At 39.4% G+C, this 20,431-nt stretch carries 15 protein-coding genes and 1 pseudogene; 6 read left to right on the top strand and 10 right to left on the bottom strand.

The annotated features are described in order from the left end of the window. Positions 1-10 precede the first annotated feature (10 nt). From AC5YDM_RS03020 to AC5YDM_RS03010, 3 genes are all read left to right on the top strand, one after another. Positions 11-1,132, top strand: a complete 1,122-nt coding sequence (locus AC5YDM_RS03020; RefSeq protein ID WP_496150666.1) for an efflux RND transporter periplasmic adaptor subunit — start codon at positions 11-13, stop codon at positions 1,130-1,132. A gap of 15 nt (positions 1,133-1,147) precedes the next feature. After that, positions 1,148-4,252 carry an efflux RND transporter permease subunit gene (locus tag AC5YDM_RS03015; RefSeq protein ID WP_496150665.1) on the top strand — a complete coding sequence of 1,035 codons (3,105 nt, stop codon included), beginning with the start codon at positions 1,148-1,150 and terminating at the stop codon, positions 4,250-4,252. 94 nt (positions 4,253-4,346) lie between these two features. Then, a complete protein-coding gene (locus tag AC5YDM_RS03010; RefSeq protein ID WP_496150664.1) occupies positions 4,347-6,065 on the top strand; it encodes a proline--tRNA ligase in 1,719 nt (572 codons plus the stop codon). 96 nt (positions 6,066-6,161) lie between these two features. Here the strand turns inward: AC5YDM_RS03010 and AC5YDM_RS03005 are convergent, their stop codons facing one another. From AC5YDM_RS03005 to apbC, 8 genes and pseudogenes are all read right to left on the bottom strand, one after another. Further along, positions 6,162-7,106: a DUF6160 family protein gene (locus AC5YDM_RS03005; RefSeq protein WP_496150663.1), complete on the bottom strand. Its 945-nt coding sequence runs from the start codon at positions 7,104-7,106 to the stop codon at positions 6,162-6,164. Between the two features lie 18 nt (positions 7,107-7,124). Continuing rightward, positions 7,125-9,587 carry a DUF6160 family protein gene (locus tag AC5YDM_RS03000; protein ID WP_496150662.1) on the bottom strand — a complete coding sequence of 821 codons (2,463 nt, stop codon included), beginning with the start codon at positions 9,585-9,587 and terminating at the stop codon, positions 7,125-7,127. A gap of 27 nt (positions 9,588-9,614) precedes the next feature. Further along, positions 9,615-10,304 carry a hypothetical protein gene (locus tag AC5YDM_RS02995; RefSeq protein ID WP_496150661.1) on the bottom strand — a complete coding sequence of 230 codons (690 nt, stop codon included), beginning with the start codon at positions 10,302-10,304 and terminating at the stop codon, positions 9,615-9,617. A gap of 130 nt (positions 10,305-10,434) precedes the next feature. Continuing rightward, positions 10,435-11,790, bottom strand: a pseudogene (locus tag AC5YDM_RS02990) (hypothetical protein); the annotation flags it as partial. A gap of 374 nt (positions 11,791-12,164) precedes the next feature. After that, a complete protein-coding gene (gene dcd, locus AC5YDM_RS02985) occupies positions 12,165-12,734 on the bottom strand; it encodes a dCTP deaminase (RefSeq protein WP_496150660.1) in 570 nt (189 codons plus the stop codon). Positions 12,735-12,912: 178 nt separating this feature from the next. Further along, positions 12,913-13,506 (bottom strand): LysE family translocator, encoded by a 594-nt coding sequence (locus tag AC5YDM_RS02980; protein ID WP_496150659.1) that lies wholly within the window; start codon positions 13,504-13,506, stop codon positions 12,913-12,915. Between the two features lie 328 nt (positions 13,507-13,834). Continuing rightward, positions 13,835-14,002, bottom strand: a complete 168-nt coding sequence (locus AC5YDM_RS02975; protein ID WP_496150658.1) for a hypothetical protein — start codon at positions 14,000-14,002, stop codon at positions 13,835-13,837. 213 nt (positions 14,003-14,215) lie between these two features. After that, positions 14,216-15,538, bottom strand: coding sequence for an iron-sulfur cluster carrier protein ApbC (gene apbC / locus AC5YDM_RS02970; protein ID WP_496150657.1), 1,323 nt, complete (start codon positions 15,536-15,538; stop codon positions 14,216-14,218). A 299-nt stretch (positions 15,539-15,837) separates the two neighbouring features. On the opposite strand from apbC, the gene AC5YDM_RS02965 reads away from it, so the two are divergent. Continuing rightward, entirely contained in the window at positions 15,838-16,137 is a 300-nt protein-coding gene (locus tag AC5YDM_RS02965) for a hypothetical protein (protein WP_496150656.1), read from the top strand. Positions 16,138-16,289: 152 nt separating this feature from the next. Here AC5YDM_RS02965 and AC5YDM_RS02960 read toward each other — a convergent pair whose 3' ends face one another. Then, complete coding sequence (locus AC5YDM_RS02960) at positions 16,290-16,835, bottom strand: hypothetical protein (protein WP_496150655.1); 546 nt, start codon at positions 16,833-16,835, stop codon at positions 16,290-16,292. A 195-nt stretch (positions 16,836-17,030) separates the two neighbouring features. Here AC5YDM_RS02960 and AC5YDM_RS02955 point away from each other — a divergent pair, with 195 nt between their 5' ends. After that, a complete protein-coding gene (locus AC5YDM_RS02955; protein ID WP_496150654.1) occupies positions 17,031-17,273 on the top strand; it encodes a DUF6500 family protein in 243 nt (80 codons plus the stop codon). A gap of 30 nt (positions 17,274-17,303) precedes the next feature. Here the strand turns inward: AC5YDM_RS02955 and AC5YDM_RS02950 are convergent, their stop codons facing one another. Then, a complete protein-coding gene (locus AC5YDM_RS02950; RefSeq protein WP_496150653.1) occupies positions 17,304-18,143 on the bottom strand; it encodes a hypothetical protein in 840 nt (279 codons plus the stop codon). Positions 18,144-18,322: 179 nt separating this feature from the next. Here AC5YDM_RS02950 and metG point away from each other — a divergent pair, with 179 nt between their 5' ends. Beyond that, entirely contained in the window at positions 18,323-20,389 is a 2,067-nt protein-coding gene (gene metG / locus AC5YDM_RS02945; RefSeq protein WP_496150652.1) for a methionine--tRNA ligase, read from the top strand. The last annotated feature ends 42 nt before the right edge of the window (positions 20,390-20,431 follow it).

The raw sequence follows: 20,431 nt of genomic DNA, 5'->3' as shown, positions 1-20,431 counted from the left end.
GGACTAAAACATGAATTACACACTGCATAAAGATCTACAGACACGCCCAGTACTTAAAATCTCAGTGTTGTGTTTAAGTTTAGTCCTGACTGCTTGCCAAAAGCCAAAAGAAGAGCCGGTTGCACCCTCTGAAAATCAAAGCAAAATTGAGCTTATTCAGCAGGATGTTATTCCAGTTAAACAAGGCACTTCAACTCAACGCACCACATTTTCAGGCACGATTAAAGCCGTCAATCAAAGTTCTATTCAATCCCAATTCATGGCAACAGCCACAGCTGTAAATGTTCAGGTCGGTCAGCAAGTCAGTCGAGGTCAAACTTTAGTTGAGCTTAACAATCAAGACAATGCATCTCGTTTGGCACAATCTAAAGCGAATCTTGCATCTGCCCAAGCTCAAGCTCAGCAGGCATTGAATATGGTGCAACGTAAAAAGCGCTTATATGATCAAGGTTTCATTTCCAAAGTTGAATACGAACAAAGCCAAGTAGACTACAAAGCCCAACTTGAAACGGTTAAAGCACAACAAGCCAATGTAGAAATATCAGTCAAAGCCAATCAAGATGGCATACTTAAAAGCCCAATATCTGGCATTATTACAAAACGCGCTGTTGAACCCGGTCAAACCGTTTCTGTTGGTCAAACACTGCTTGAAATTGTAGATACCTCTAAACTTGAGATCCAAGCCAAAGTTTCGGCTGAACAACAAAGTGCTCTAAAAGTCGGAAATAGCATTGAATATAGCTTGCAAGGCAACCCTCAAAAACTGACCGCAACTCTAACGCGGATCAGCCCGATTGCAGATCAAGCCAGTCGCCAAATTGAATTCTTTGCACAGCCGAATCAAGCGATTCACTCTTTAAGTATCGGTGCTTTTGTAGATGGTTCAATATTAGGGAATAGCAATATTCAAGGTCAGAAAATACCGCTAGATACCATTCAAGATTTGCAGAATAAACCATTCGTCTGGACGATTCGACAACAAAAATTAAAACAAGTACCTATCAAAATATTAGAGCAACTCCCCAATCAAAACCTTGCGATTGTTCAAGGATTACAAGCAACAGACCTCATCAGCAAAGTTAAATTTAGTGCCGATGATATCGATAAATCTGTGCTGATCTCATCTAAATAAAACAGGAGCATTACTATGTGGCTCACTCGGATCAGTGTCAAATATCCTGTTTTCACCATTATGATGATGTTCTGTTTGATGGTGCTTGGGCTTGCATCTTGGCAACGCATGGGTGTCGAAGAGTTTCCAGACGTCGACTTCCCTTTTGTCGTGATCTACACCAACTACCCTGGTGCTTCACCTGAAACCGTTGAGTCTGACATTACGAAGAAGATGGAAGATCAGATCAATACTATTTCAGGGCTCAAGCAAGTTATTTCACAATCCAGCGAAGGTCTATCCACGATTATTGCTGAATTTAATTTGGATGTCCCTTCGACCGTTGCAGCACAAGATGTAAGAGATAAAATTGCACCTGTCACTGCTCAGTTTCGAGATGAAATTGAAGATCCTATCGTTGAGCGTTATGACCCAACAGCAAGTGCGGTTATGTCTGTGGTTTTTGAATCTGATCAGATGTCTCTACGTGAGCTCAGCTCTTATTTAGATCAAAGGATTGTGCCACAGCTGAGAACTGTTGCTGGCGTAGGCACCGTTAATTTACTTGGTGATGCGCAACGACAAATTAGAATTGAAGTTGATCCCTATAAATTACAAAGTTTTGGAATCGGGATTGACCAAGTCATTAACACCTTAAAAGGTGAAAATATTGAAGTTCCCGGAGGAACACTAAAACAAGGCAATTCGGAACTTGTTGTTGAGATTAAATCTAGAGTTATACAACCTCAATCTTTCGGTGAGCTGATTGTTGCAAGCAAAAATGGTTCGCCAATTTATCTCAGACAAGTTGCCAACATTCAAGACAGTCAAGCTGAATTGGAATCCAGCGCCTTCTTGAATGGTAAAACTGCCATCGCCATGGATATCTTGCGAAGCTCAGATTCCAATGTGATTGATGTTGTCGATGCCAGTTATAAAACACTTGATAAAATTGAACAGCAACTACCTAAAGGCACGACCTTAAAAGTTGTTGTCGATACATCAAAAGGTATTCGGGCTAGTATTAAAGATGTCGCTCGCACTATTGTCGAAGGTGGCATTTTAGCAGTTCTGATTGTACTCTTGTTCTTAGGCTCATTCCGTTCAACCGCAATTACAGGCTTAACCCTACCAATTGCCTTACTCGGTACGCTGACTTTCATTTGGATGTTTGGTTTTACCATCAATATGATGACCTTACTGGCTTTATCACTCAGTATTGGCTTGTTAATTGATGACGCCATTGTCGTTCGAGAAAATATTGTCCGTCATGCAGACATGGGTAAAGATCATGTAACTGCAGCACTTGATGGTACTAAGGAAATTGGTTTAGCCGTCCTTGCTACAACCTTAACCATTGTGGCGGTATTTCTACCTGTTGCCTTTATGGGCGGTATTATTGGGCGTTTCTTCTACCAATTTGGTGTAACTGTCAGTACCGCTGTGCTGATTTCTATGTTTGTCAGCTTTACACTTGATCCCATGCTTTCAGCGCATTGGGCTGAAAAGAAAGATCCAAATAAAAAACCTGGACGTATCAAACGTTTCTTCCTTTGGATTTCAGGCAAGCTCGATCAACTCACCCATGTTTATGAAAAACTGCTGAAATTGGCACTACGCTTCCGTTTAATGACATTGGTGATTGCCTTTGCATCATTATTTGCCGCTTTAGGATTATCCAAACTCATCGGTACTGAATTTGTTCCTGTCCCCGATAAAGGGGAAATTCGAGTTAAATTTGAAACGCCAGTAGATGCTTCACTTGAATATTCTCAAGCTAAGTTAAAGCAAGTCGATCAAATTATTCGTCAGCACCCTCAAGTACGTTCAACTTATGGGGTCATCAATGGAGTTACAGACCGCGGAAAAAATCACGTGAGTATTCGTGTATCAGTCACACCGCGTCAAGAACGTACAGAAACATTATCTGAACTGAATAATCAACTTCGGAATCGCTTAAAAAGCGTGGCCGGTATTACTGTCACTTCTGTTGCTTCAGCCGATGAAACAGTTTCAGGTGGTCAAAAGCCTGTGATGATTTCCATCAAAGGTCCTGACTTAGACGAATTACAAAAGATTTCAGATCGCTTCATGGCTGAAATGCAAAAAGTTGATGGTGTTGTGGATCTTGAAAGTTCGCTCAAAGAACCTAAGCCAACACTTGAAGTTCATGTCAATCGTTTACTTGCCAATGACCTTGGCTTATCTGTGAGTCAAATTGCCAATGTAATCCGTCCACTCCTTGCAGGTGATGATGCAACCACATGGAAAGATGACAAAGGTGAAAATTACGATGTGAATTTACGCCTATCTGAGGACAAAAGAACGCTTCCAAGTGATATTCAAAATCTATATCTCACCTCACAGAAGATGGATGAAAATAATCAACCGATTTTGATTCCACTTTCAACAGTGTCAACACTTGAAGAAAGTTATGGGGCTTCACAAATTAACCGTCGTGATTTGGCACGTGAAGTTTTGGTTGAAGCGAATACCTCAGGGCGTCCAGCTGGTGATATCGGTCGTGATATAAGTGCAATTCAAGATAAATTTGAGATGCCTGCTGGATATAGCTTTGATACGCAAGGCTCTAATGCCGACATGGCCGAATCAGCAGGTTATGCAATGACTGCTATTACCCTATCCATTGTATTTATTTATATTGTTTTAGGCTCACAATTTAATAGCTTCATTCACCCTGCTGCGATCATGGCATCACTTCCCCTATCACTGGTCGGAGTTTTTCTTGCCTTGTTCGTATTTAATTCCACCATGAACTTATTCTCGATCATCGGGATTATTATGCTCATGGGACTGGTCACCAAAAATGCCATTCTCTTGATCGACTTTATTAAGAAAGCCATGGATCGTGGTGAAAATCGTTATGATGCGATCCTTGCAGCAGGAACAACACGTCTACGCCCAATTCTGATGACCACCAGTGCAATGGTCATGGGTATGGTGCCCTTGGCACTGGGTTTAGGGGAAGGTGGCGAGCAAAGTGCCCCAATGGCACATGCGGTCATTGGGGGTGTCATCACCTCGACCCTACTCACTTTAGTGGTGGTGCCTGTAATCTTTACTTACTTGGATGACTTTAAAAACTTTATGATGCGTCAAATGCGAAAAATCGTGTCATAATATTGTGAGTTGTAATGAGGTGTCATTTTGAATGTTCACCTCATTTTTTATCATATAATCTTATGCTTTAACGCTAATTATTAGGACAGTTTCCATGCGCGCGAGTCGCTTTTTATTTGCTACGTTAAGAGAAACCCCAAGTGATGCTGAAGTTATTTCACATCAGCTTATGCTTCGTGCGGGTATGATCCGTAAATTGGCTTCAGGTTTGTACACTTGGTTGCCGATGGGTGTACGTGTGTTAAATAAAGTTGAAGCGATCGTCCGTGAAGAAATGGATCGTGCAGGTTCATTACAAGTGTTGATGCCTGTAACTCAACCCGCTTCTCTTTGGGAAGAGTCTGGTCGTTACGTTGAATATGGTGCTGAACTATTACGTTTTAAGGATCGTCATAACAATCCTTTCGTACTTGGTCCTACGCACGAAGAAGTGATTACAGATATGGCGCGTAACGAATTAAAAAGTTACAAGCAATTACCTGCAAACTTCTATCAAGTTCAAACTAAGTTTCGTGACGAAGTACGTCCACGTTTTGGTGTAATGCGTTCACGCGAATTCATCATGAAAGATGCGTATTCTTTCCATGTGGATCAAGACTCTTTGCAAGAAACTTACGATGTGATGTATGAAGCATACTGTCGTATCTTTACGCGTCTTGGTTTGGATTTCCGCCCAGTACAAGCGGATACAGGTTCAATCGGTGGTTCAGGTTCGCATGAATTCCACGTATTGGCTTCAAGTGGTGAAGATGATATCGCCTTCTCTACTGAGTCTGATTACGCTGCAAACATTGAAATGGCGGAAGCTATTTTAGTCGGTGAACGTGCCGCACCGACTCAAGAATTAAAAACTGTTGAAACACCAAATCAAAAAACGATTGCTGATGTTTCTGCATTCCTAAACACAGAAGCAAAAGATTCCGTAAAAGCATTACTTGTTCAAGGTGTTGCTCAAGAAGAAGGTCAAAGAGCACCTGTCGTTGCATTATTCCTTCGTGGCGACCATGAGCTAAACGAAATCAAAGCTGAAAAGCATGCCAAAATAGCATCACCATTGACTTTTGCTACTGAAGAACAAATGGCAGAATACGGTTTGACTGCTGGTTTTATTGGTCCTCAAGGACTTGTAGAAAAAGGCTTAACCGTGATTGTTGATCGCGCAGCTTCTGTACTTTCTGATTTTGTTGCAGGCGCTAACGAAGCTGACAAACACGCAACTGGTGTTAACTGGGAACGTGATGCTCAATTCACAGAAGTATATGACCTTCGTAATGTAGTTGAAGGCGATCCATCTCCAGATGGTCAGGGTACACTTCAAATCAAACGCGGTATCGAAGTGGGTCATATTTTCCAATTGGGTCAAAAATACTCTGAAGCTTTAGGTTGTAAAGTTTTAGGTAAAGATGGCAAACCATTTACTGTGACGATGGGTTGCTACGGCATTGGTGTAACGCGTGTCGTCGCATCAGCGATTGAACAAAATTACGATGATAAAGGGATCATTTGGCCTGCTGCAATTGCTCCATTCCAAGTGGCAATCGTTCCAATGAATGCACATAAATCACCTCGTACTTTAGAAGCAGCAGAGTCTTTATATGCTGAACTACAAGCAGCGGGTTATGACGTGCTTCTGGATGATCGTGATGAGCGTCCAGGTGTTAAATTCTCTGATCTAGAAATCAATGGTATTCCTCATCGTATTGTGATCGGTGAGAAAGGCTTAGATGCAGGTACATTTGAATATAAAGGTCGTACCGATGCTGAATCTATCAACATCTCTAAAGAAGAAGTTTTAGCGAAGATTGCAGAATAAGCATCTACTCACTAGATTTTAGATATAAAAAAATCCCGCCAAGTGCGGGATTTTTTATATTTCTATATTTTATTTCTCAATATCCTAAAAGTAATGTTAAAGACCACGAATACTGACTTTCAGGTCTTTTACACTAGCACCAACCGCACCAAAGCTTCCCATTGAACCATTAGGTAAGCCATTAAATATTGCGGGTGAAATTGCTGCATCATTACCCAGCATGACATTGTTGAGTGTGACATCCATTTTAGATGAAGCACCTGTATTACCAAAGACAAAACCTGTAGGCTCTACACCTGCATAAAAGCCATTAAGGCTAATTCCAGCAGCTGTATTTCCTTTCACTTGGAAATCGAACTTTGCAGAAGTATCACCAGAGATCACTGCAATTGGGCAGCCTGTACCAGTACCACAAATTGATTGAATTGCTCCACTGAATTTAATCATTTGGCTTTGTGGCACATTACCCAGTTGAATATTTACACTGGGTGAGTTGCCTTGCACAAAATTAATTTCAAAATGATTTGATGCACTTCCAATTTCTACAAATTTAGAAACACCTGTATTTAATGCACCAGTAGCCGTAAATACATCCTTAGATTTTCCCAAACCCGTTGTAGCGTTAGTATTGGATAAGTAGACAGCAAAAGGACTCATTTTAAGCCCTGTGATCTGACTTCCAAAGCCTAAACCAATATTAGCAAATGCCTGACCATTTCCAGCATCGGTATCCACCACCGCCTTGATCGTCGGAGAGTTATTTGCTCCTACAAAGTTAATCGACATCGGAGCACTTGAAGTGCCCGCCATCGTCAGCGATGCAGCCTGATTATAATCTTGATTTAAAATCTTAGATCCGATGCCATCCTTATCAAACAATGCAACCTGTCCAATATCGACTTTAGGAAGTGTAATACCAACATTAATGCCATCTTGTCCTGTAGTGGTAGATAAGGTTTGATCATCTAAGGGTTCTAATGCCATCACTTGATTCAGTGGCATGAGTAACATAGTTAGGACATATATTTTATTTTTATTCATTACCAATATCCCTATCTCTTAATTTCGTGGCACGATATTAAATTCACTTGAGATACGACCACCTGTAATAGCGAGCTCGCCTAAACGCGCACCCGGACCTGTACTAGGCGGATAGAAATTAATATCTCTTGCTCTAAAAACACCGGAAGTGGTTTGTTGTGGATTCAGCAGTAAATTCGCATGAAAACCGACTTTTGCATTTCCACTCGCCTGTTCCTTCGTCACTACAATTGCGTTATTAAATGCAACTTTACCTGTAATTCTATCTAAACCGAGTGTTGAACCATTTTGTGGGTCGCTAATCTGAACAGTATTGTTATTGCCTTTCAAATCAAGCTCCCCCACAACAGATAAACGACTGCCATCAGCAATTGAGCTGTTAGGAAGTAATGAAAAATCAATATCTCCGCCTAAGCGTAGCTTTAAGCCGAAGAGCACATCATCTGGAAGTGAAAAATTATTCATCGAAGATGCGCTTTGCGTTGCGCACCCTGTTGCTGAGCTACTTAACTTACATGTTCTATACGTCGTACCCGGTAAATATCCTGCAGCCACTTCTGCGGACATCACGATCAACATATCTTTTAAACTGATGTTCAGACTGCCATTTTCAACACCCAAATGACCAGCGCCTTTGAGTAACGTATCGATATTTCGCAACCCCATATAGTAATCAGTTGTGGTATTGGTTTGACCGACTTTCCCGCCATCAATTAAAAGAATTGATGTTGTTTTATCGCCTTTACCTTGACTTACGCCTTGCGTGCTCATTGCAATCGACAAACCTAATCGTGCAGTTTCGCCCGCATTACTCACTAGGTTTTTCACTACATTAGAACCTGACAAAGTGTAATAAAACGCCTGATCTGCTTTGACTTTTGTACCGTAAAGCGCCAAATTTGCATTTAAGTTATAGAACGGAAGTGCCAATCCCCATTCATTGTTTAAACCATTATTTGAAAATAAATTGACATCATCGACACCAGCACTTGTGGTGAAACGTCCACGACGTGCTAAGGATTGGAATTCTGCTCCACGTATTGCAACCGCTACACTATATGGATTGGTTGTACTTATCGCATTGTGCACATACTGTCTATAATCGTCAGCATTTGTTAGAAAATTACCATTACCAAAGCGGCTGGTTTGAAATACATCATTTACAGGAATCGATAGAAACTTGGTATCCACCAAATTGATATAGACATTGCCACTGTCAAAAGACGCACGAGTCCCAGGTAATAAACCTGTTAAATTACTAAATTCAAATCCGTAAGCATTTAATCCTGCTCCACCAATTTCTAGCTTAGTCGCTTTTGATGCATCTCCAGCCAGCATTGAGTCATTGTCATTGGTGAACTCTGCTTTCATGCGAAAGCCAATACCAGAATTGCCGATATTGTTACCACCTTGACTACCATCGGTACGAACGGCGTTACCTAAGACATCATTATTTTGACCTTTTAGGCCACGAAACTCGAGTGATGAGTTCACCATTCGGCCACTCGCACCTACACGAATTAACCCTTTTGCTCCTTGTGGGCTATTCGTGGCAGCATCAATTGCATAAGGATTTTGACTATTGGCTTCCTTATTCAGCATAATTTCTAAGTTCAAACCTGAACTTGTGGTTACCCCATTGGACGCATACGTCCCTGTATTTTTAAATCCTGCATTCGATGAGGCTGGATCAGCAACACGATTTAAGTCGACATAACCTAAATTTTCATTAGGGGTGCTGGTCAAACTTGCATAGTGATCTACAGCACCATTGCGTGTGTTGGTCTGCATTCTCAAACCTTCAGCTGAATCAACAAAAATCGAACCTTTACCCTCAAAGTTAAAGTTGAAGTTTTTAAGAATCATTTGATTCAGCTTAGAATTCACATCCGTTTGCCCCAAATAAATGTTGGCATTCTTAAGGCCCATTGACATTTCACTGAGATTTTCTTTACTAAATAGCCCATCAACAGTTCTTAACTTAAGGTCAATATTAGAACCTGTTTGAATCGCAAGATTACCAATGGCAGGCGTACAACTAGCAGACGTTGCACCTTCACAAATACGGAAAGAATCCACTGTAATTAAAGCAGGTGAAGCACTGACTGCTAAATCAAGACCAACCTTATTCCCATTACTACCTGCATTGATTTTGATATCCGCACCCAAAGGTGCAGACGAGGCATTACTTTGACGTATTTTAACTTGATCCGCAGTTGCCCTGAGTGTCGTACCGTTGGCATTCAAACTACCTCGACCAGCATCATCCGCCCAATATAGTTGATCAATATTCGCTTCTGCTAAAGTCGTTGAAATTTGTACACCATCCTGACCATCAACAGCTCTTAAAGCATCATCTTGCATCACTTCAAGTGCATATAACTGACCTGAAACAAGCAACATGCTGGTCGCTAAAGTGTTTAGCATTAAAATCTTTCTGTGATTTTGCTTATTATTTTTAATCACGATTTTATTATTCATCACTATTCCCTGTTGGCTGACTGGCAATTAACAACGTGGATGACTAGCATCACAACCAAACATCATAATCTTACCTTGTAGCGCTAAATTTCCATTCATACGCACACCCATAAAACCTTTTTCACGACCATGATCGTATGCTGATTTTGGTGCATTTGACGAGTCATAACGAGAGACTTGTAAATAACCATGATCTGCGGGATTTGCACTATCACCATCACTGGTTGCAGAAGAAACGAAGGTATCTTTACCAAAAGCTAAGGCATCAAAACCAAAGTTTCGGATTTGAATCGGTGATTTAGGATCAAAGCTCAACTGCATTGCAGCTTTAATCTTATCTGCCCCATTATCTGACTTATACGTTAAATCCATACCATCGAGACCAATTTTTTGAATATTAATGGTTCCTTGAATCCCTTTCATCACCAGCCATAATTTCTGACCACCAGTACTACTCGCCTGACCATTTGCATCTACATAACGATTATTTACAGCGACAGCTAATCGGCAATATTCAACTTTTTCACAAACTGCTCCAGCACCATTATCAAAGACATATTTTCCATCAACCATTTTTTGATTCAATGAAAGTTTCAGAGACAAATCAGCACCAGCCTGCCCTTCTACTTCTTGCAATGCATTGTCACTCAATACTTCTAACGCAAAACTTTGAGTACAGACCATCGTTGCTATAAGAAGAGTTGATAAGAATTTCATAGTGTTCTCCTTATAGTCCTTTGGTGGTGATTTTAAGATGTTGGATCAAAACACCATCAATCACGGCTGAACCCATATTTTTAAAATTAGCTGGAGGCGCTGTCACACCTGAGCTTTGTGCGACTGGGCGCATTGCACCAAATGAAACACCAACAGCATCCGCACCTTTATATGCAGTCAACGTATTTTTAGATGCATCATAAACCGTTGAACCAATGGTAATGCTACTGTGAGTTGCATTATTCCCTTGATATCCAGTCAGCCCATTGTTACCACATTTATAGACATTACAGGTTGAGCCCTGATATACAGTTGAATTCGGATTGTCATAATCGGTATAAATTTTGCGGTAGATGTCTTCTTTATTTGGAATACGTGTAAGCTCTAAACTAAAGTTTGCACCATCAGAACCCAAGATCAATGGTTGGTACAATGAACCTAATACCAAGTTTGCATTCAGGTTATGAATAAATAGTCCTTCATTTGCATCAAAAATAGGAGCCGAAGTTCCATTCACTGCTGGGCTATCTAATAAATTCGTATTTGTGGTTTCTCTCGTACTCAGACGTAATACTTTATCGTTTAAATTGGTTGTTCTTAAGTTTGCGGCATCACCACTATTTAAGCGTACCAAACCTGCGATACCCAACGTATTATTATAAAAAGCACTCATACCATTGGCGTTTGTCGCACCATTTAATGTTTGAAATACTTGTAAGCGACTACCATTAATCGTGAAATCATTCCAAATGGCTTGTAGACGTAATCTATTTGCACGCCCTTCAACCGTTTGGTTGGTTGCACCTAATTTATAGAGTGATGCATCCCCTTCTCTTTTACTCGGATCCAATACAAAAGCATCTGCCCATAAGCCCATTTTGAGTTTATATGCATCTGCACCATCCGCCACATTTGTCGGAATAGCCGTATTAAACAAAGGCGCTTCTAATGTCAAATATGGCACCTGACATTTTGGATCACTTGCTACACACTTATTGTTAGGATCAAAATTAGGAACTTGATTTTCAGTTTCAACTTTTAAAATCCAAGGGTTGGTTGCTGTTCCCCATGAGCCGATACGAGCAGCAGCATCAGAATTTGCTAAACGTGAATTGTGGTTCCCATCAGATTTTGATAATGCTAAACCATAAACAAATAAATCAGCTTTCCCTACCGAATGATCTTTCGCATCCACAACATTGTCTTTATTGGTATCAAGTGCTGCATTGGTTAAGGGTCCAACAGGAATTACATGAATATAACCGGTGTCTTTAGATCGATCAGTGAGGTCGTTAGCAGTTGAATTCTCACCTTGAAATACGAAATAAGCATCTTGTGGTACGAGTGCAATCCCCTCACCAGTAGTCGAGCTTAAAGTTTCATCTGAAAGTGGTTGAAGTGCGAAGCTCATTGGTGAGATGCACAAAGTCATCAAAGACAATAAAATTGTCTTATTGAAATGAAACGTATAATTGAGTGTAGTCATCTTGACCTTCCTTTTTATACGATGCTCCGCACCATATTTTTATTTTTGGATTTTAAATTGCTAATTTTTTGAATTTTTAAGAAAAATCCTTATTTCTCAAAATATTTGATTAACTTAACGCATCACACTTCATATTATCGAACTTGAATACTTTATGCAAAATAATGCGTCACAAAACACACTTTTTCCGATAAGTGATTATTGATTAATTTATTGAGGAATAATAAAAACTTATAAGGCAGAAGAGATTCAAAAAGATTTAATCTAGATTGTTTTTTGTTAATGCGTTTGAGTCAAAACTTTATAAATTGCTGCAAATAAAAAAAGCAAACGAGATCGTTTGCTTTTAAAGAGTTCAGAAGAAGCAACTCATTTTATGTTTTTGGAAGGGTTACGCCAGTTTGACCTTGGTATTTACCACCACGGTCTTTATACGATGTTTCACACACTTCATCAGATTCGAAGAATAACATTTGTGCTACACCTTCACCCGCGTAAATACGTGCAGGCAAGTTGGTCGTATTTGAGAATTCTAAAGTGACATGACCTTCCCACTCAGGCTCAAGTGGCGTCACGTTAACGATAATACCGCAACGTGCATAGGTTGATTTACCCAAACATACCGTCAACACATTACGTGGAATACGGAAGTATTCAACAGTACGCGCTAGAGCAAATGAGTTGGGTGGGATAATGCACACATCCGCTTCAATATCGATAAAGCTTTTGTCATCAAAGTTTTTTGGATCAACAATAACTGAATGAACATTGGTAAATACTTTAAATTCACGTGCACAACGTACATCATAACCATAGCTTGATACGCCATAAGAAATGAGTTTTTGACCATTCTCATCTAAGCGAACTTGGTTTTCTGCATACGGTTCAATCATGCCGTGATTTTCGCTCATTTCGCGAATCCAACGATCAGACTTAATAGCCATTTAATATTTCCCAAAAAACTGATTTCAATTACTGCGTGGTACTTTAACTGAATTCAGCCGTAATGGAAATAACAAAGCACTGATCAGCATCCTTTGCTTTTCATAACAGCTTAGAGCAATGCACTTAACAATATCATTGAATAATCGTTAGAGAATCATTGGAGAGTCATTGAATATTCTAAAGGCTCATCAGTGCTGAATAACTCAGGGGAATAGAGAAACTCATGAGAATCAATGATGCTGTTTTTTGCATATTTTTCTGATTAAGCCAGCTGATTTTATTGGAGGCTAAAAATGATCCGATTACCGTCCAACTAAACGCAATGGGTACAATCAAAATCAGAAAAACCAGCATGTGTGGCACATACACATGTACATCCGTCCAAGCGACGGTAGGAAAAATTGCCGATGCGAATAGCAATGCTTTTGGATTTAACAACGTCGCTAAGAATAATTCACGTGCGCGAATACATGGATGAATAAAATTTTCATCCGCCCCTGCGGTACGCCATAACTTAATCGAAAGATATAAAATATAACCTGCACTGAAGAGTTTAAGAATGGTCGGTAATAAGGGCATGTGTGTTGAGACTTTTCCAATGAGAAAGCCCCAAAATGTAATCGAGATCAGATAGCCAATGGCTTCAGCAGGAATGAGACGAAATGATTTCCTGACACCAACTTGAATCCCAGAAGATGCAAGAAGTGTGTTTGTTGGTCCTGGTGTGAAAAGGATCGTTACCACTAAACCAATAAAAAGCCATGAAATCATACAATAAACTCACTCTTGAGCGATTGCAGATTAATCCTGTTTTTTTATAGTTGCAAAAAAATAATTGTAAATAGAAATAACTTTGAGACAGCCCCAATTTAAATTAAATATTTTCAATAAGTTGAGCTTTTATCATATTTTTACTGCATAGTCATTTTATGGCTTTTATTAATATTTACTCACATTTTAATGCGTAAATACAGTCACCACTTCATAGATAACTTCATTTTCTTAACAGTTTAAAAGAGTTAAAAAAGAGAGCTAAAGCTCTCTTTTAAATATAAATATTGAATGATTAATTGTGTATTAGAGTCATGTATTTGGTAGCTTATTTTGAAGTGTTCGCAGATGCAGTGACTTCATTAGCTTCGGCTTGAACTGTCTTTTCTTTCACTTGAACAAAAGCTTCAGGAAATTCAACATTATTAATAATCGCAGCTGAAGCCGTGATTGAAGTAAAACTCAATGCAACAATGATTGCTTTTAAAGTACGCATATCGAATAAACCTTTAAATGATCTTTTGGGAGAGGTTTTATTCTAGTGATTAAAATTAGAGTAAATAATCACAATTTTGCATATTTTATAATCATCAATATTTATAAGATTTCGGAGACTCAAAATCAGAAAAGCCCGACAACGGTCAGGCTTCCATCATTAAAAGAGTCATTTTTTTGAAAAAAAAATCTACAAATCTAAGTCTTCAAGCACTTAAAAAATACGATTTTCTTTCTTTTCAGCTTTAGGTAGTTGGTTTGCAATTTTTTCAGCGATTTCAAAATAAGCCTGCGCTGCGCTGTCTCCTGCAATCACTGAAGGCTTACCAATATCCGCATTTTCACGAATACTCGAATTTAAAGGCAAACGACCCAATAGCGGAATATCATATTGCTCCGCCAATTGATCACCACCACCTGTGCCGAAAATTTGTTCTTCATGCCCACAGTTTGAACAAATGTGAGTCGACATATTTTCAATCACACCCATGACTGGAATACCGACTTTATTGAACAGTGCGATGCCTTTGGTCGCATCCATCAATGCGACATTTTGAGGTGTTGTAACAATCACAGCACCTGTCACAGGAATTCGTTGTGCCAAGGTCAATTGAATATCCCCTGTACCAGGTGGCATATCAATTAACAGTACATCTAAATCTGGCCATAAAGTTTGGTTAAACAACTGCATCAAAGCACCTGTTGCTTTCGGTCCACGCCATGCAACTGGCGTATTATGATCACCCGTTAAATGTCCAATAGAAAGCACAGCCATGCCATAAGCATCTAAGGGTACAAAATGCTCAGATTCGATCATTGGCGTACGGCCTGCATTGCCTAACATAGTCGGAATACTTGGACCATAAATGTCTGCATCAAGTACGCCGACCTTTAATCCCATTTGCTGTAGTGCAAGTGCAATGTTCACTGTTGTTGTCGATTTACCTACCCCACCTTTACCAGATGAGATCAATACGACATTTTGAATACGTGGATGTTTTGGAACATCACGTTGCTGTGGAGCCGCTTTTTGAATCGGTGGGTTATTTGGATCTACGTCATCATTCTGTGGTTCAGCTTTAGGTGACATTTCAACGGTTGATGGTGTGTCAACTTTAGGCTGAGTTTGAGCAGAGGCATCAATCACAGGCGGTAAATTCGGTTTTGCTGTATTTGATGATGCAGTTGACGGCTTGGTTGAACAGCTTTCACCTGCTGCATGATTGTGCCCACAACCACCAGACTCACCCTGTTCATGTTTTTGTTGGATCACATGCATATTCAACTCTTGAATACCACATGGCTCAAGTGCATCTGCAAGATCATCATGAATTTTTTGTAAATGCTCTGCTTCTGACTTGAATGTATTGATCGTGATTTGGAGCACACGACCTTCAATATTGACTTGGCTGATGCGATCTTTTAAAGGATTGTTTGAATTTGGAAGGATGTATCGCTGCAAAATCGCTTGGATTTCTTCTTCCTTCACCTCCTGAGCAGGTGAAAAAACCGATTTAAGTGAAGAAAGCCACGACATATATTTGCTCCGAACAGGACATACAGCTGAATACCTTAGTGTAACTGCAAATGTCCCTAAGTTTAAGCCTCGTTATCGTTCAAATCCTGTAGAAAATTGAATTCCGAGTAATAAAGTCAGATTTAATTTATTTTTGAAATAAAAATAATGAATAAAAGACTCATTTAATTGTTTGTTTTTCGCACCCTAATGAATGGCATAAACCCCGATTTTAAATATTACCGCACAGACAAAGTGTGTTTTATTTCACAATATATGCATATAATGAAATTCCAAACACTTTTTTTTCAGGAATTAGCATGAAATCAATACTGATTTTGTTGGTTGCTGGACTATTTTCTTTTTCGACCTTTGCTAAAGTCGAAACGTCTAGCTTTAAGACAACAAGCAATCAAACCGTAGCACTGGGCGATAGTTTAGCGCAGTTGATGAGCCGTACAGGTCAATCTCCTTCAGCCATGCGAAGCACACCTTGGCAAGATGGCTCGAATACAGTGTATGCGATGCAATATGACTATAACATTGGTGACAATGTCTATACGGTGACTGTGGTTAAAGAACAAATTAGAAAAATCGAAATGAAGTCCTATCTACAATAAAAAATATTGGTCTATCAATAATTTGATAATAAAAAAAGAGTGCCTTTTGGCACTCTTTTTTTACATAATTTTCTAGGTCATTGCTGTTGAAGGTGATCCATTAATCAACACTCAACACAACACACGCCACAATTAAATTCATTTAAAATGACTTAAACTTTTTTATCGTCATTTGTTGCATTATCTGAAGTGCTTCCTTGTGCAGACTGATTATCCGTCTGAGCCTGATCGTCCTTTTTAAATTTAGACAAGGTTTCATTGGCTTTTTTCTTTAATTCATCAAATTTTTCAGTTGCCTGAACTTTGAGTTCATCAAACTTTAGGCTTGCATCATGTTTCAGCTCACTGGCTTTTACTTTTGCTTCATCCAATTTATGGCTTGCTTCAGTTTTTAAATGCTCAAATTTTTCTTGAGCATTTTTTTTGACGTCCGTAAATTTGTCTTTGGCTTGCTCAGTGGCACTACCTGTCTCGGTTTTAGAGGTGTCTTGATTTGCATCATTCTTCGCATCTCGTACATCTTGCTTGAGATCATCTAATTTCTTTTCAGCTTCAAGTTTGACTTCCTTAGCAGAATGCTTCAGATCATCCAACGTCTTTTCACCGCTCAACTGTGCCTCTTTGACCTGATGTTTAATGTCTGTACCTAAATCAGCTGCTTTGTCTTTTAACTGCTCTACATTTTTATTGTTGCTCATGTTGGCACCTCTGATTGGATTGATAATTGGATTAACATGTAAATTGTCTAACAATTATTTATACAGGGTTTCATTCACTTGCATGGTTTTAGCATCATTTTGCAACAAACTGACTACATGCTGTTGCGCAGTATTTTTTGCTTACAAATGTTAAAGTTAATTTTAAGAACCTAGATAAACATTAGAAATAAAACCATGTCACATACCCAAACAACTCAACTTGCTGCGAAGTTAAAACAAAAGATAATTCAAATTTGTGAAGATAAAATCAGACAGAAAGGTGAAAAGGTTGGCTTGTCTTTTTATGCATTTTTTGCCAACAAAAATGATGATCCGGAAAGTTTAATGCAAGTTGCAACGTGGTGGATCAAAACACATCGATTGGATCATTTTGAGAAAGCAATAAAAATAAAGCAGCTTATTTTAGAAGAAAAATAAACCGCTTTATTTTAATGAATCACAATGGTGTTAAGCCCGAATCGTACTCATAAAGCTAATCGCTGCAAATAACCAAATAAACAAAATAAAACTGCGTTCTTGATTAAAATGAGCAACATCTGTTCCATGCAACATATTATGACGAGACATGGTCACCGTCGAACTGCTGTCCATTTTATACGGTGCGAGCTCAGCAAAATAACGATTTAGTTCAGTCGCAATCTTGGCTTTATGCCACAAGCTTTTAATCTCATGCCCTTTTAAACCCGGTACGATTTTATAAACATCGACAAACTTGGTTTGGCTTTGTTTTAAGTAACCTTGCGCAATCAACACATCAGTCAATAAACCTTCCAACTGCGCATAAATCACAGGGATACAACCTGCGTAGCATTCAAGTTGATACAGTTTAAATGCTTCTTGTAGAATCTCACGGCGCTGTGCTTTTAAATCACCAACTTCAAGCTCATCAAAGGCTTGTAAAAGCTCAGTTTGGAAATATTCAGTGTTGATCAAATCCAATAATTTAAACTGTTCAGGATTGGCTTCGTTCTTTTGAATGAGCGTCCAAAAGTGCATCAGGTTCAAAGCATCATTGGCAATCTTAGCATCAACAGGTTGATCTAATTGATCTGCAAGGACATCAAAATAAGATTCTTGAGTCGCTAAGGCTCTTAAACTTTGGATCAGTAGAGTATGTTCTGCTTCACCGATTTCCTGCCAGTATTGATTGGCTTGTTCTAAAATGCTTTTGCCAAGCACTTTATTGGGTGTACGCTGAGGAATGCGTGTAATCTCACGATCAAACTGATCATCTTCAAAGTCATCATCTTCAAAATCGTTATAACGATCATTATGGCTGTCGATCATGCTTAAAACCCTTCAGAATACTTTCACATCATATTAAGGCGTCATTATCGCTGTAATTGCAATTTGAATATATAAAAATCTACTTTTAAACAGAATTCACTTATTCCGTTGTGCATCTGACATGCAAGTCATGTAAAATCATTCACCTTGCTTAAAATACGAATGAGAGAGTTATATCCGTGCGTAATATCTTAGTCACTAACGCCCTTCCTTACGCCAATGGTCCAATCCATATGGGTCACTTACTCGGTTATATCCAAGCAGATATTTGGGTTCGTGCCATGCGTGCAATGGGTCATGATGTGACTTATGTCTGCGCGGATGATGCTCACGGTACAGCGATCATGCTACGTGCTGAAGCAAATGGCATTACACCTGAAGCTCAAATTGCCAATGTTCAAAAAGAACATATGCGTGATTTTGATGGTTTCGGTGTGCATTTTGACCATTATGACTCAACCAACAGCGATACCAACAAAGCGCGCTCTCAAGAAATTTATATCAAAAACCGTGAAGCTGGAAACATTGCTGTTCGTCCTGTTACTCAGTTATTTGATCCTGAAAAAAGCATGTTTTTGTCGGATCGTTTCATTAAAGGCACATGCCCGAAATGTAAAGCTGAAGATCAATACGGCGACTCATGTGAAGTCTGTGGTGCTACTTACAATGCCACTGAATTGTTGAATCCAAAATCAACCTTAAGCGGTGCTGCACCTGTAGAGAAATCTTCAGATCACTACTTCTTTAAATTGCCAAATTTTGGTGAATACTTACAAAAGTGGACTCGTGACGAAGGTCGCCTGCCTGTTTCGATTGCCAACAAATTAGATGAATGGTTTGAAGCAGGTTTAAATGATTGGGACATCTCACGTGATGCCCCGTATTTCGGTTTTGAAATTCCAGATGCGCCAAACAAATACTTCTACGTTTGGGTCGATGCGCCAATTGGCTATATGTCGAGTTTTGAAAATTACATCAAAACCAAACGTCCTGAATTGAGCTTTGATGATTTCTGGAAAAAAGATTCTCAAAATGAGGTGTATCACTTCATTGGTAAAGACATTGTTTACTTCCATGCGCTGTTCTGGCCTGCAATGCTTGAAGGTGCAAACTACCGTACACCATCTGGTTTATTCGTAAATGGTTTCTTGACTGTAAATGGTCAGAAAATGTCTAAATCTCGTGGTACGTTCATTAAAGCTGAAACGTATTTAGAACATTTAAATCCTGAATATTTACGTTATTACTTCGCTTCTAAATTATCTGATAAAGTTGAAGATTCTGATTTGAATCTTGATGATTTCGTTCAAAAAGTGAATTCTGATTTGGTTGGTAAAGTCGTGAACATCGCCAGCCGTTGTGCAAAATTCATTAACACCAAGTTTGACAACAAGTTAAGTGCAACTTGTGCAGAGCCTGAATTGGTTCAAAGCTTTATTGATGCAGGTGCTTCTATCGCTGCTCAATACGAAGCTCGTGAGTTCTCTGCTGCGATTCGTGAGATCATGTCCTTAGCCGATAAAGCGAATCAATATATTGATGAGAAGAAGCCTTGGGCACTTGCTAAGATTGAAGGTGAAGATCAACAAGTTCATGACGTATGTTCAGTTGGTATTAACTTGTTCCGTCAATTGGCAATTTACCTTGCACCTGTATTGCCTACACTTGCAGGGCAAGTTCAAGACTTCTTGCAGTTAGCATCTTTCGATTTCGCTTCTCGTGAAACGATTCTTATTGGTCATGAAATTGCATTGTTCCAACCGTTAATGCAACGTGTTGACCCTAAAGCTGTTGCTGCGATGGTGGATGCTTCTAAAGATTCTTTAGCTGCTGCTGAACCTGTAAAAGTTGAGAAGAAGAAAGAGAAAAAGGTAGAAAAGAAACCTGAACCTAAAGTCGGCGAAGCCGCTCTTAACACAAGCACTATCGGTATCGAAGACTTTATGAAAGTTGACCTTCGTGTCGCGGAAGTATTAGAGGCTGCTACGGTTGAAGGTTCTGACAAACTTCTTCAACTCACTTTAAATGTCGGTGAAGCTGAGCCACGCAACGTGTTTAGCGGTATTCGTGAGTTCTATCAGCCTGAAGACCTTAAAGGCAAATTGGTAGTAATGGTAGCGAACCTTGCTCCACGTAAAATGCGTTTTGGGATCTCAAATGGTATGGTTTTAGCTGCGGGTAATGGCGAAGGTGTTTGGGTGATTTCACCTGAATCTGGTGCTAAACCGGGTGATAAAGTGTCTTAAGGTTTAAAAATCTTAGATCAAAAAAGCCTCTACTGATGTAGG

Source organism: Acinetobacter sp. CY81, assembly GCF_059515925.1.
This window is presented reverse-complemented; position numbering and strand designations above follow the sequence as displayed.

Bases quoted from the DNA above. Each gene is read 5' to 3' on its own strand.
- AC5YDM_RS03020 (WP_496150666.1), top strand. From the start codon at position 11: ATGAATTACACACTGCATAAAGATCTACAGACACGCCCAGTACTTAAA.
- AC5YDM_RS03015 (WP_496150665.1), top strand. From the start codon at position 1,148: ATGTGGCTCACTCGGATCAGTGTCAAATATCCTGTTTTCACCATTATG.
- AC5YDM_RS03010 (WP_496150664.1), top strand. From the start codon at position 4,347: ATGCGCGCGAGTCGCTTTTTATTTGCTACGTTAAGAGAAACCCCAAGT.
- AC5YDM_RS03005 (WP_496150663.1), bottom strand. From the start codon at position 7,106: ATGAATAAAAATAAAATATATGTCCTAACTATGTTACTCATGCCACTG.
- AC5YDM_RS03000 (WP_496150662.1), bottom strand. From the start codon at position 9,587: ATGAATAATAAAATCGTGATTAAAAATAATAAGCAAAATCACAGAAAG.
- AC5YDM_RS02995 (WP_496150661.1), bottom strand. From the start codon at position 10,304: ATGAAATTCTTATCAACTCTTCTTATAGCAACGATGGTCTGTACTCAA.
- dcd (WP_496150660.1), bottom strand. From the start codon at position 12,734: ATGGCTATTAAGTCTGATCGTTGGATTCGCGAAATGAGCGAAAATCAC.
- AC5YDM_RS02980 (WP_496150659.1), bottom strand. From the start codon at position 13,506: ATGATTTCATGGCTTTTTATTGGTTTAGTGGTAACGATCCTTTTCACA.
- AC5YDM_RS02975 (WP_496150658.1), bottom strand. From the start codon at position 14,002: ATGCGTACTTTAAAAGCAATCATTGTTGCATTGAGTTTTACTTCAATC.
- apbC (WP_496150657.1), bottom strand. From the start codon at position 15,538: ATGTCGTGGCTTTCTTCACTTAAATCGGTTTTTTCACCTGCTCAGGAG.
- AC5YDM_RS02965 (WP_496150656.1), top strand. From the start codon at position 15,838: ATGAAATCAATACTGATTTTGTTGGTTGCTGGACTATTTTCTTTTTCG.
- AC5YDM_RS02960 (WP_496150655.1), bottom strand. From the start codon at position 16,835: ATGAGCAACAATAAAAATGTAGAGCAGTTAAAAGACAAAGCAGCTGAT.
- AC5YDM_RS02955 (WP_496150654.1), top strand. From the start codon at position 17,031: ATGTCACATACCCAAACAACTCAACTTGCTGCGAAGTTAAAACAAAAG.
- AC5YDM_RS02950 (WP_496150653.1), bottom strand. From the start codon at position 18,143: ATGATCGACAGCCATAATGATCGTTATAACGATTTTGAAGATGATGAC.